This window comes from Brevundimonas sp. UBA4553 (assembly GCF_002387245.1).
Classification (GTDB): Bacteria; Pseudomonadota; Alphaproteobacteria; order Caulobacterales; family Caulobacteraceae; genus Brevundimonas.
Genome location: NZ_DGLD01000017.1, coordinates 1 through 11,982, shown reverse-complemented (window position 1 = coordinate 11,982; position 11,982 = coordinate 1). Strand labels below are relative to the sequence as shown.

At 66.1% G+C, this 11,982-nt stretch carries 13 protein-coding genes; 7 read left to right on the top strand and 6 right to left on the bottom strand.

All coding sequences use genetic code 11. The features are described from left to right. Positions 1–74: 74 nt before the first annotated feature. Positions 75–515, bottom strand: a complete 441-nt coding sequence (locus B4A39_RS11210) for a biopolymer transporter ExbD (protein WP_292036587.1) — start codon at positions 513–515, stop codon at positions 75–77. Positions 516–701: 186 nt separating this feature from the next. Then, positions 702–1,319 (bottom strand): GTP cyclohydrolase I FolE, encoded by a 618-nt coding sequence (folE, locus tag B4A39_RS11205; RefSeq protein ID WP_292036586.1) that lies wholly within the window; start codon positions 1,317–1,319, stop codon positions 702–704. A gap of 132 nt (positions 1,320–1,451) precedes the next feature. Here folE and cysS point away from each other — a divergent pair, with 132 nt between their 5' ends. Further along, complete coding sequence (cysS, locus tag B4A39_RS11200) at positions 1,452–2,903, top strand: cysteine--tRNA ligase (protein WP_292036585.1); 1,452 nt, start codon at positions 1,452–1,454, stop codon at positions 2,901–2,903. A gap of 180 nt (positions 2,904–3,083) precedes the next feature. Here cysS and B4A39_RS11195 read toward each other — a convergent pair whose 3' ends face one another. Continuing rightward, the gene (locus tag B4A39_RS11195; RefSeq protein WP_292036584.1) at positions 3,084–4,370 is read right to left on the bottom strand and encodes a lytic murein transglycosylase; all 1,287 of its coding nucleotides are present in this window, start codon (positions 4,368–4,370) and stop codon (positions 3,084–3,086) included. A 368-nt stretch (positions 4,371–4,738) separates the two neighbouring features. Between B4A39_RS11195 and ykgO the strand changes: the two genes are divergently transcribed. The 5 genes from ykgO to B4A39_RS11170 all read left to right on the top strand — a co-directional run bounded on the left by ykgO (position 4,739) and on the right by B4A39_RS11170 (position 7,398). Further along, positions 4,739–4,864 carry a type B 50S ribosomal protein L36 gene (ykgO, locus tag B4A39_RS11190; protein ID WP_006274063.1) on the top strand — a complete coding sequence of 42 codons (126 nt, stop codon included), beginning with the start codon at positions 4,739–4,741 and terminating at the stop codon, positions 4,862–4,864. Positions 4,865–5,085: 221 nt separating this feature from the next. After that, positions 5,086–5,364 carry a DUF2312 domain-containing protein gene (locus tag B4A39_RS11185; RefSeq protein ID WP_105562911.1) on the top strand — a complete coding sequence of 93 codons (279 nt, stop codon included), beginning with the start codon at positions 5,086–5,088 and terminating at the stop codon, positions 5,362–5,364. Positions 5,365–5,651: 287 nt separating this feature from the next. Beyond that, positions 5,652–5,822, top strand: a complete 171-nt coding sequence (locus tag B4A39_RS16465) for a hypothetical protein (RefSeq protein ID WP_409449547.1) — start codon at positions 5,652–5,654, stop codon at positions 5,820–5,822. A 301-nt stretch (positions 5,823–6,123) separates the two neighbouring features. Further along, complete coding sequence (locus tag B4A39_RS11175; RefSeq protein WP_292036581.1) at positions 6,124–7,086, top strand: HWE histidine kinase domain-containing protein; 963 nt, start codon at positions 6,124–6,126, stop codon at positions 7,084–7,086. Between the two features lie 96 nt (positions 7,087–7,182). Then, a complete protein-coding gene (locus B4A39_RS11170) occupies positions 7,183–7,398 on the top strand; it encodes a hypothetical protein (RefSeq protein WP_292036580.1) in 216 nt (71 codons plus the stop codon). A gap of 46 nt (positions 7,399–7,444) precedes the next feature. On the opposite strand, the gene B4A39_RS11165 is transcribed toward B4A39_RS11170, so the two are convergent. After that, the gene (locus B4A39_RS11165) at positions 7,445–7,642 is read right to left on the bottom strand and encodes a hypothetical protein (RefSeq protein ID WP_292036579.1); all 198 of its coding nucleotides are present in this window, start codon (positions 7,640–7,642) and stop codon (positions 7,445–7,447) included. A gap of 117 nt (positions 7,643–7,759) precedes the next feature. Between B4A39_RS11165 and B4A39_RS11160 the strand changes: the two genes are divergently transcribed. Continuing rightward, a complete protein-coding gene (locus tag B4A39_RS11160) occupies positions 7,760–8,311 on the top strand; it encodes a DUF805 domain-containing protein (protein WP_292036578.1) in 552 nt (183 codons plus the stop codon). Positions 8,312–8,318: 7 nt separating this feature from the next. On the opposite strand, the gene B4A39_RS11155 is transcribed toward B4A39_RS11160, so the two are convergent. Beyond that, positions 8,319–9,776, bottom strand: a complete 1,458-nt coding sequence (locus tag B4A39_RS11155) for a sigma-54-dependent transcriptional regulator (protein WP_292036576.1) — start codon at positions 9,774–9,776, stop codon at positions 8,319–8,321. Between the two features lie 113 nt (positions 9,777–9,889). Beyond that, positions 9,890–11,680 carry a DUF4153 domain-containing protein gene (locus B4A39_RS11150; protein WP_292036575.1) on the bottom strand — a complete coding sequence of 597 codons (1,791 nt, stop codon included), beginning with the start codon at positions 11,678–11,680 and terminating at the stop codon, positions 9,890–9,892. Between the last annotated feature and the right edge of the window lie 302 nt (positions 11,681–11,982).

Sequence of the window (11,982 nt, the reverse complement as noted above, 5' to 3'; positions counted from 1 at the left end):
GCGATGGCGTTGGGACAAAGAAAAAGGGCCGCTCCCGGAGGAACGGCCCTGATTCAGGTGAGCGGACGGAAGTCCTACTCGATGTCTTCGTTCAGCAGGCCGACCTTGTAGAAGCCGTTTTCCTGCAGCTTGTTCATGACTTCCATGAACTGGTTGTACTTCACTTCCGGCTGGGCGCGGACGAAGACGCGCTCTTCGCGGCAATCCGTGGCCACGGCCTGAGCGGCGCAGACGTCGGCCGGCAGGGTGGCGACCGAGGTTTCCTGCTCGGCGATGTAGATGCTGCCCGATTCCTGGATCGTGATGTACACGGGTTCCTTGGGCTTGTCGGTCGGCGCCGGCGGGGTTGCAGGCGGCAGGTCCAGCTTGATCGACACGGTGGCCAGCGGCGCGGCGACCATGAAGATGATCAGCAGCACCAGCATGATGTCGACGAACGGCGTGACGTTGATGTCCGCGTTCTGTTCGATCGTTTTGCCGCCCTGGCCCGCGGGACCGGAAAGTTTAGAGCCCATACGCCGTCGTCTCCATCATGGCCCGCATTCTTCGGCGAGCAGCACTCAAAGGTATGGATCGTGTCTTGGCGTCCCGCGCCGGGCTTGTAAAGCCGTCTTGCATGACGAATTCGCGTCAGGCGGCAATAAGATTGCATAATCGGCCGTCTCGCACCTGCGAAACGACCGGATCAAACCCCTTGAGTCTCAGCCTTTGGCCAGCTTCAGGAAGCGGTCGGCCAGGGCTTGATCGGTCTTGAAGGCGCCGGTGAAGCGGGTGGTGATGGTGGTGACATGGCGGTGGTGCACCCCGCGCGTGGTCATGCACTGGTGCGCCGCATCGACCAGGACAGCCACGCCGCGCGGCTGCAGGTGCGATTCGATGGCCTCGATGATGTCGTTGGTCAGCGTCTCCTGGTTCTGCAGGCGACGGGCGAAGATCTCGACCACGCGCGCCAGCTTGGAGATGCCCACCACCTTCTCGCCCGGCAGATAGGCGACATAGGCCTTGCCCAGGAAGGGGGCCATGTGGTGCTCGCAGTGGCTCTCGATCTCTATGTCGCGCAGGATGACCATGTCGTCATAGCCGGTCACGTCCTCGAAGGTGCGCGACAGCTCCTTGCCCGCGTCGGCGTCATAGCCGTCGAACCATTCCGAATAGGCGTCGACCACCCGCTTGGGCGTGTCGATCAGGCCCGGCCGCGCGGGATCGTCGCCAGCCCAGGCGATCAGGGTGCGCACGGCGTCCAGCGCCTGCTCGCGGCTGGGGCGCTGGGGAGCTTCCTCGTTGGCGACGAGAACGGGCTTGGCGGGCGTGGTGCTCATGAATCTGTCCAACGGCGGCGGGGGAGGGTCCGCTGCGGCTTACCTTTTACCAATGGGCGCAGGATGTGTAATCAGGCCGCTATATGGGACACGTCGTCCGTCCCGCAAGAAAACTCGCAAAGACCGACCCTCATGCCGTTGCATATCCACGACACCCTTCGCCGTGAAAAGCGCGCCTTCACGCCGCGCGATCCGAACCGGGTGACGCTCTATGTCTGCGGCCCGACCGTCTATGACTACGCCCATATCGGCAATGCGCGCCCGCCGGTGGTGTTCGACGTCCTGGTGCGCCTGCTCCGCCGGACCTATGGGCCGGACAAGGTCGTCTACGCCCGCAACGTCACCGACGTGGACGACAAGATCAACGCCAGGGCCGCCAAGGAGGGCGTGGCCATCGGCGAGATCACGGCCCGCTACGAGGCCGCCTATCTGGCCGACATGGGGCTGCTGAACGTCAGCCCGCCGGACATCGCCCCCCATGTCACCGACTACATCGACGCCATCACGGCCCAGATCCAGGCCATCATCGACGCCGGCAACGCCTACGCCGCCGAGGGCCACGTCCTGTTCGATGTCTCCAGCTATCCGTCTTACGGCGCGCTGTCGGGCCGCAATCTGGACGACATGATCGCCGGCGCCCGCGTCGAGGTCGCCCCCTACAAGAAGAACGCTCACGACTTCGTCCTGTGGAAGCCGTCCAAGGCGGACGAGCCGTCCTGGCCGTCCCCCTGGGGCGAAGGGCGCCCCGGCTGGCATATCGAGTGCTCGGCCATGATCGAGAAGACGCTCGGCCTGCCCATCGACATCCACGGGGGCGGCATCGACCTGGTCTTCCCGCACCACGAGAACGAGATCGCCCAGGGCGTCTGCGCCCACGGTCACGCCCATGGCGATCAGGCCCACGACGAATACGCCCGCTACTGGATGCACAACGGCTTCCTGACCGTGGACGCCGAGAAGATGTCCAAGTCGATCGGCAACGTCCTGCTGCTGCATGATCTGGTGAAGGCCATGCCGGGCGAGGTGGTGCGCTGGGCCCTGCTGAGCGCCCACTATCGTCAGCCGCTGGACTGGAACCAGGCCCTGCTGGATCAGAGCCGCAAGAACCTTGACCGCCTCTATGGAGTCCTGCGCGACGCCGACGCCGCCCTGGTCGACTTCGACGAGGCGATGCTGGAAGAGGCCGAGATGGAGCTGGCCGAGAACGCGCTGGACCCGGTGCTGGACGCGCTAGAGGACGACCTCAACACGCCGGGAGCCATCGCCCAGTTGTTCGGGCTGGGCAACGCCCTGCGCGACCTGCTGAACGACGCCGAGGCCGATATCAACGACGTGGCCATGGCGCGCTGGAGCCTGGTCGAGGCGGCGGGCCTGATGGGCGTGCTGACCCTGACGCCTGACGCCTGGTTCGAAGGCGGCGATCCCGCCCTCAAGGCCGAGGTCGAGGCCCTGCTGGAGCAACGCGCCGCCGCCCGCGCCGACAAGAACTGGGGCGAGGCCGACCGCATCCGTGACCGCCTGAACGCGCTGAACGTCGTCGTCATGGACGGCCCGCAAGGCGCCACCTGGCGGGTGAAGGGCTGATCCAGGATCCTTCTCCCCTTGAGGGAGAAGGTGGCCCGTCAGGGCCGGATGAGGGGTGTCGGCGCGACGTTTAAATGTCGTGGATCAGACGTGGCGGTCTTGATCGGATGGGAGGTGTTCGCACCCCTCATCCGTCAGGCTCCGCCTGCCACCTTCTCCGGCAAGGGGAGAAGGGACGTCCTACCGCGCCCGTCTGATCAGCTCATCCGCCAGCACGTCGGTCAGATAGCCGTCGGCCGTCCGTCCGTTGGCCTGCTGCCAGCGACGCAAGGCCGCGCGGGTGTTGGAGCCGATCACCCCGTCGACGCCCTGGGTGTCGAAGCCCATGCGGGTCAGGGCTGTCTGGGCGCCGACGCGCTGTTCGCGGGTCAGGGGGCCGTCGTTCGGCCAGGCGGCGGTCAAGGCGGGCTTGCCCGCGACGCCGTCGGCGATCAGGCCGATGGCCAGGGCGTAGCTGACCGAGTTGTTGTAGCGGCGGATCACATAGTGGTTGGGCAGGGCCAGGAAGGCCGGCCCCTTGGCGCCCTGCGGCAGCAGGATGGTCGCGCCCTCGGCGGCTTCCGCGCTGTTCGGCGCCGAGCCATTGGCCAGACGCACGCCGCGCGCGGCCCAGAAGGCCCAGTTGTGCTTGGGACCCTCGGCTTCGCTGTAGTCGAAGTTGGCCGGCAGGATGACTTCATAGGCCCAGCCCTGACCGCGTTTCCAGCCGGCCTGGGCCAGCAGGTTGGCGGCCGAGGCCAGGGCGTCGGCGTCTGATCCCCAGATGTCGACCTGGCCGTCGCCGTTCTGGTCCACGCCCAGCTTCAGATAGCTGTCGGGCATGAACTGGGTCTGGCCCATGGCGCCGGCCCAACTGCCTTTCAGGCCGCTGCGGGCGCGCTTGCCGTCCACCACGATGTCGAGGGCGTTCTTCAGTTGGTCCTCGGCCCAGGCGCGGCGGCGGCCGTCATAGGCCAGCGTCGCCAGGGAGCGGATGACGTCGAAATCGCCCTGCACCTGGCCAAAGGCGCTTTCCTGGGCCCAGACACCCAGCAGAATCTCGGTCGGCACGCCGAACTTCTGGGTCACCTCCCACGGCACGCGGTCAACACGCTGGCGCGCCATGGCGATTCGGGCGGGGGCGGTCGCGCTCTGGATGTAGGCGCCGGCCGGGCGCGAGAACTCAGGCTGGTTGCGGTCCAGGCGGATGACGCTGGCGTTCGGCGTGACGCCGTTCAACTCGCGCGAATATTCCCACTTCCGCGCGCCGCCGAGGCGATCGAGGAAGCTCTGCTTCCAGGCGTCGAAGCTCGCCTGATCATAGGCGTCCGACAGATCGGTCGAGGCGGGCGGCGCCGTCGGGGCCGGAGTGGCCGGCGCGGGCTCGACCACCGACGGCGGGACCGGCTGGGGCTGTGGCGGCATCGGAACCATGGGCGCGCAGGCCGCGACGGAGCCGAGAAGAAGCAGACGATAAGCGAAACGCATGACCACAGGCTAACGCCCCCGAATTCAACGACCAATCACAAGCGCGCGAAGCCAGTGTCGGTTTCCGTGATAAGGGTGAAGGCGGCGTTAACCTTTCGCCGAAAGGCGCGGTTAAGAGCGGGGTTGTACAAAACACGCTCCCTTGGACACGGCCTGGTGGCGGAGGGGCGACGCGCCGGACGTGCATGTCCGGAGACCCTCCGTTCAACTCGGAGGCCAGGCCTCCAGCGGAATCCCCTCGCGGAATGTTGACGAAAGGCGAGGGCCTCTCTATACGCACCGCTCCGCCGCAAGGTCCTGTCCGCAGGCTCTCCGCGCATTTGTTTTTGACCGCCCTCACGGGCCTCCAATCTTCGGGACGTCCGACCATGAAGGTCCGCAGCTCGCTTAAGTCGCTCAAGGGTCGCCACCGCGACTGCAAGATCGTTCGCCGCAAGGGCGTGGTCTATGTGATCAACAAGACCGATCCGCGCTTCAAGGCCAAGCAAGGCTAAGAACCGCGTCGGCGCCTGCGACGGCGCCGCGGTTACGATATTCAAAAGGCTGCGGGCTCTGTCCGCGGCCTTTTTCGTGTCCGACGTCGCGCTCGGCATCAGACGCGATTCGCCTCTGAGACCCGTTCCGACGATTCCCTTCTTGCCCTGTCGGCCCCCGGTCTGCTTGAGAGTGGGGTCACGGTCGCCCGCCGGCCAATTCAAGTTTCGGAGCTTTCCTCATGGCCGATGACGCCCCCGCCTTTGACGCCGCCTCGGACGTCCTGACCGCCACGGCCCAGGGCCGTCTGCGCTCGATCATTGAACGCCTGGAGCGCCTCGAAGAGGACAAGCAGGCCGTCATGGTCGACATGAAGGAGGTCTTCGCCGAGGCCAAGGGCGAGGGCTATGACGTCAAGGTCCTGCGCAAGGTCCTGCGCCTGCGCAAGCAGGACAAGGCCAAGCGTCAGGAAGAAGAAGCGATCCTGGACCTCTACCTGTCGGCCCTCGGCGAGATCTGAGGGAGGCGGGCCTGAAGCGCACGCCCTTCAAGCCCCCCAGCGACCGCCCTTCACGCTCCAGCAGCCTGAAGGGCGGCGACGCATCCAAGCTTCGCAGCAGCGGGCTCTCGCGCTCAAGCAGCCCGAAGGGTGGTAGCGCCCTAAAATCCAAACCTTCCCTGTCTCCTTGGAAGCAGCAGAAAGAGGCCGCTAAACGCGCGGCCCTGAACGCCCTGAAACGCGCCCGCCGCTCGGCAGAGAAGGCGGGCGTTTCGCTGTCCGAATGGGAGGGCGAGTTCCTCGATTCGGTGGGCGAGCGAATCGAGACCCACGGCCGCGCCTTCGCCGATCCCGAAAAGGGCGCGCCGGGTCAGGCCTTCTCGACCATGCAGACCCGCAAGCTCAAGGAAATCACCGCCAAGGCCAACGGCGAAGAAACCCGCCCCTGGATGAAGAAGCCGAAGAAGGCGCAGGAATAGGGCGCGCTTCCGCTGTCCCCCGCCGTCATTCCGGGGCGCGCAGCGAACCCGGAACCCAGACGGCTCTTGCTTCTCCGTCCCTGCCAATGGATTAGCGCCTAGGCCCCGGATCACCCCTCCGGGCCGTCCGGGGTGACGGCTAATGGGGTGTTTGGCGATGACCGCTTTCGACCCGTTGCGGACATTAGGACGCGCTTGAAAATCCGGGCGGGAGTTGGTTACGGTGGCGGTTATGGAGCGGGCGATCAATGATCGCCAGAACCAACCTGCAGCCTTAGCCCGCTCTCAGCTCAGCTCCGTGATGACCGATAGCAACGAAACAGACGTCCTTATCCGCGACTGCCTCAAGACGATCAGTCTCGATGGCAAGCTGGTCCAAATGGATTTCGACGGGCTGTGCTTGATGGAGATCGACGACTTCGAAACATTCGCTGGTCAATCGTGGTCGTCGTTGTGGCCTGCCGAGAGTCGCGATCTGGTCGAAAGGTCAATCACGCTCGCGAAGGGCGGGAAGGTCGCACGGTTCAGCGCTGACTGTCCGACCGCCAAAGGCCAAATGAAATCGTGGGAAGTGTGCGTCACGCCGATCCGGAATGATGCGGGAGAGATCGTGGCGTTGCAGTCAATTTCGCACGACGTGAGTCAGCGCGAACACGATCGCCGCGAGTCCGCTCTGGTGTCGCGCGAACTGTCCCACCGGATGAAGAACCTATTCGCGGTCATCGACAGTCTGATCAGCCTGTCGGCCCGCTCCCAGCCAGAAGCCCAACCCTTCGTGGTGACTTTGCGCGAACGCCTGAATGGATTGGGCCGCGCCATCACGTTCATCAACCCTATGGGCAGCGTGGATTTGGATGAGGCGCCAAGAACGGTGAGGGGTCTGATCGAGGCTTTGTTCGCCCCTTATCGTGACAGCGGCTCAGATATAGTCGTCAGCGGCGATGACGTTGATCTGGGGACCGACGCGATCACTTCCTTGTCCTTGGTTCTAAACGAGTTGACGACCAACGCCGTGAAGTATGGCGCAATCAAAACCGAGGCAGGGCGCCTGCGGATCATCCTTCGGCGAGACACCGACGACTTGACGATTGACTGGCTCGAAACGGGAGGCGGGACTGCACCCGATGCTGAGCCTGCCCAAGGGTTCGGGACCATGCTCATGAACCGAACAGTCCGCGGTCAGTTGAATGGCTCAATCGAGCGGGAATGGCTGGCTGACGGGCTTCAAGCTCGCCTCGTCGTCCCACTAGCGCGACTAGGCTAAGGTCCTCTTCCCACCCTTAACCGAACTTCGATCTTCGACCCGGTTCAGACATTTATTCAGCTGGAATTTGTTGCTGTTGACTGAGATCATGTTGCCATGACCGAGCGCACAGTCGTCGAACTGATCGTGGCCGCCCTAGCGTTGGTGGCGTTGGTAGTCGCCGCTTGGAAAGCCTCAACATGGCTGACTCGCCGGGGACACATCATGCGACCGCTGACGACGATGGATTGGCACATGACCCGGATCGAAAAGCAGGCTGCCAAGAACCGACTTGAGCGGGCTTCCGATTCTGGCGGTGGGGAGAAGCCCTAGGTCCGCTTCCCACCCATTGCGGACATTCAGTCCTTCCGCTTTCCGCTCAGCCCTTGCTGCTCCACGGCCGCACGGCGCCGCTTTTGACGCGGGCGGCCTGTTCTCGCTGGAAGCGGCCGCCGCGCGGGGGTTTGGGGCGGGCGGCGATGGCTTCCTGCTTCTCACGCAGGGCGCGCTGGATCGGGGTTTCCATCGGCGCGGCTTCAGCCGGCGCGGGGGAGGGGTCGTCGGTGTGATCGCTCATGACCGCAGACTAGCACATCTTCGCGGATGACCCGGGACGACGTCCGACGTAACCCTGTGTCGCGAATGTGATTCTGCGGGGGCGGGAATGTCGGCGGTATGGGGCGGTTTCAGGCGTTTGGCGGATTTCCGCGGACGGGATCGGCGAGGGCGCTTCTGGCCCTACGCCCTGGTCGTGGCGGTCTTGCTCTATGTCGGCATGGCGGCGGCCATGATCCCGACGATGTCCGGCGTCTTCGAGGAGGCCGCGCGCTACGCCGCCGAGAACCCTGAGCAGGTGACCGTGACCGCCGGGCCGGGTCATTATTCGGTTCAGATCCATGACCCTGAGGCTCAATTGATGCCGGACATGAGCGGGCTGTTCTGGGCGGTGCGGACGGTGTTCGTCGTCGCTGGGGTCCTGCTGGCGGCGGCGGTGACCCGGCGGCTGCATGACACGGGGCGCGCCGGCTGGTGGGGTCTGCCGCCGCTGCTGTTCGCGGCGATCGCCTCGATCCTGTTTCCGACGGTCATGGAGCAGATGACGCAGTCCGAGGAAGTCGCCGTTGCGCCCTTCCTGCTGCTGCTCGCCAACAACATGCTCTATCTCGCCAGCCTGATCGGGCTGATCGTGTTGCTGTGCCTGAAGGGCGCGTCCGGCCCCAACCGCTATGGGCCGGAGCCGGGCTGAGGCTTCCTCAGCCCGCTTCCTTCAACTGCTCTTCCAGCCCCTGTTCGCGGACCTTGCGGTACAGGGTCGAGCGGCCGATGCCGAGACGGCGGGCGATCTCGCTCATGTGGCCGGAATAGACCTCGATGGCGTGCTGGATCAGGTCCCGTTCGATCTCTTCCAGTGTGCGCAGGTGGCCACGGGCATCGATGATGCGGACCGGACTGTCAGGCAGGGCCTCGACCCCCGCGTCATTGACCGGCGTCTCGGCGCGATCGTGCGAGATGGCGACGCCCGAGGTCAGCGGCATGGCTATGCCCGAGATGGCCGGGAAGTCGTGCGGCTGCAACAGCGGCGAGTCCGCCAGAACCAGGGCGCGATAGATCGAGTTTTCCAGCTGGCGCACGTTGCCGGGCCAGTCGAAACCCTGCAACAGGGCCATGGTCTCGACGGCGCAACCGGCGACGCGCTTGCCTTCTTCCACGTTGAAGCGGGCGATGAAGTGCTCGACCAGGGCCGGGATGTCCTCGCGCCGTTCGCGCAGGGCCGGGGCCTCGATCGGGAAGACGTTCAGGCGATAGAACAGGTCCTCGCGGAAGGCGCCTTCCTTGACCTGCTGGGCCGGGTCGCGATTGGTGGCCGAGACGATGCGGACGTCGACCTTGACCGCGCGCTTCGATCCGACCGGGTCGATCTCGCCCTCCTGCAGGGCGCGCAGCAGCTTGACCTGCATGTCCAGCGGCAACTCGCCGATCTCGTCCAGGAACAGGGTGCCGCCGTTGGCCTCCATGAACTTGCCGGCGTGCTTGTCGGTCGCGCCGGTGAAGCTGCCCTTCTCGTGACCGAACAGGATGGACTCGACCAGATTGGCGGGCAGGGCGCCGCAGTTGACCGCTACGAAGGGCTTGCCGGACCGGTCCGAGGCGCCGTGCAGGGCGCGGGCGATAACCTCTTTACCCACGCCGCTTTCGCCGGTGATCAGCACCGGGATGCCGGACTTGGCGGCGCGCACGCCCAGGGCCTTGACCATGCGCATCGGCGGGCTGTCGCCGACGATGTCGTCGAACGAGGTGCGGCCCGAGACGTGCTTCTTCAGGCGGCCGATCTCCGCCGACAACTGGGTCAGCTGCAGGGCGTTGCGCACGCCGATCAGCAGCCGTTCCGGGCCCACTGGCTTGACGAAGAAGTCCTGGGCCCCGGCCTGCATGGCCTTGACCACGGTCTCGATGCCGCCGTTGGCCGTCAGGACGATGACCGGCACCGGCACGCCCGCCGTGCGGATCTCCGCCAGCGTCTCCAGACCCGACAGGCCCGGCATGACCAGGTCCAGCAGCACCACGTCGGCGCCCCCGGCCTTGGTCAGGCGGTCGATCGCCTCGCCCCCGCTCTCGGCGTGAACGACGGCATAGCCTTCGCGGTCGAGCACCGCCTGGATCAGGCGGCGCTGCGTGGGATCATCGTCGACGACCAGGACGGTCTTGGCCATTGGATACACACCCTAAAACATCACCGTAACGGCCGTCCTCGTTGCTCGGGATCGGCTCATTTCCAGCTGATCCTAGACCAAAGGGGGTGAAGATGGGGTTTCGGAGAACTGAGTCAGGGGTTAACGGCGACCGGCGGGCGGCAGTCGATACGGATCTGGCGGGACGCCGTGGTCTCGCCCAGCCTCAGGTCCGGCCAGGGCGCGGCGACCGGCGCCATATCCGGCGATTTGATGAGTTCGCGATGGTCGGCGTTTTTGGGCCCGGCGCACACATTGGCCCGGTAATCCGCCTCAGGCCGCCAGCCCTCGGCGCTGAGCGCGAACAGGGTGATCTGGAACCGCGTGGCCAGCAGGATTTCGTCGCGCCCGTCGCCGTTCATGTCGCGCAGCACCGCCACGCACTCCTCGGTCCCGCTGCAGGCGAAGCGCGGGTCGCCGCTGGACACAGGGGCGTCGAAACCTTCAGGCAGGACGGCGCCCTTGGGCCAGACGGTGATCCGGGGTTGGCTCGGCGGGGTGACCTGATCGTCGTCGTAGCGTGACGCGGACGCCTGAGCCCGCTTGGCGCGGGCGGCGATATCGGCGTTGCTGGACCGAGCCAGCTCCGCGAGCGCGCGCTGGCCGGTTCGGCCCGCATCCCATTTCAGGAAGCCGTAATCGAACTCGGCAGCGGTCACCGCGCCGCGCTTCAGTCGCGCGATCTGATCGCCGACCGACAGGCGGGCGGGGTCCAGCAGGGGGCTGAACAGAGCCAGGATGACCCCGACGGTCAGGACGGCGGCGGCGACATTGGTCCGCTCCAGCGGTTTCATCCAGGCGGTCTTGCGCCAGAAGGGCGACAGCGCCGCCCAGCCATAGCCCGCCGCATAGACGACCCCGACCAGGGCGCAGGCCGAGGCGATGATCCGATCCGGCGTCAGGCCGTGCTGGCCGATGCGCAAGGACAGGCCCCAGACAGCGATCAGGATCAGCGGCGTCAGCAGGACCGCGGCGACCCGTACGGCGACCCGCAGCACCACCGGCGGCAGGTTGTCCTCGCGCCCGTCCTGATAGGCGGTGTTGATCAGGATGATCAGGGCGGCGGCCGCCGACAGAACCAGGGCCGTGGCGCTGCCCGTCTTCCACAGCCCGTCCAGCCCGGTGAAGGGCAGGGCGATCAGGAAGCCCGCCACCAGCACCGTGATGACCAGCAGCAGCCAGGACAGCAGCATCAGGGCCACGGTCCGCACGCCCCGGATCAGGCCAGCCCGCACGTCGGTCAGTTGCACCGCCGTGGCGAAGACCAGACAGGTGACGGGTATGGAGAACCATTCCTGCCCGATCAGGTCAGACAGGAACTCAAGGCCGATGACCTGGAACAGGGCCGAGCCAAGGAAGAGCAGCAGCCAGAAGGCCCCGGTGAAGCCCAGCGACAGGACCAGTTGCACGCCCGCCTTCCACGCCGTGTCGAAATAGTCGTCGAAGTCGGCGATCCAGCGACGCGCCGCCACCGCCGGAACGATCAGGTGATGGGCGATGAACAGGGCGGTCGCCGCGAAGGCGAAAACGGGAAAACGCAGATAGGGCGGGTAGAAGTAGTCGCGGACCTGTTGCGCGGCGTCATGCCAGCCCAGCATGGCCAGCACGACGGCGGCGACCGCGCCCCAGATCGCCAGCGCCTTGACCGACAGACGTCCGACGCCCGCCAGCAGCATGACGGGGGTGAAGGCGACGGCAAGAACCAGGGCGCCGAACAGCGGCGGGTGCGTCGCGGGCCAGGTCAGGGCGTCATGCAACGCGCCGCTGCGATACAGGGCGTAGAGCAGCAGGCCCTGCACCAACCCGATGCCGAGGCGAACAGCGGCCAACCCTCGCGCGCCGCCGAGCGAGGCGCGGCCGGTCTGGTCGTGGAACGGGTCGGTCATGGCATGGCCCCCTTGAGCTTCGCTGTCAGGGTGGACCGGGACGGCGGGAAGGGAAAGCCCTCCGCGTCCCTGATCCTCATGTGAGGTTCTCGCCTCCCACCCCCGCTCATCCCGGCGAAGGCCGGGATCCAGACTGTAAGGCGCGCGGCCAGCGGCAGAGGGCGCAACCCCGCCCTCCATGGCCTTCGCCGGGATGTGCGGTGAAAGGGCTGCGCTTTCACACCCAACCCCGCCAATCCCTGAAAATCAGCGAGACTGGCCGCCGCCATCCCCCATCTCCTCGCCGCACCCTCAACCCGTGT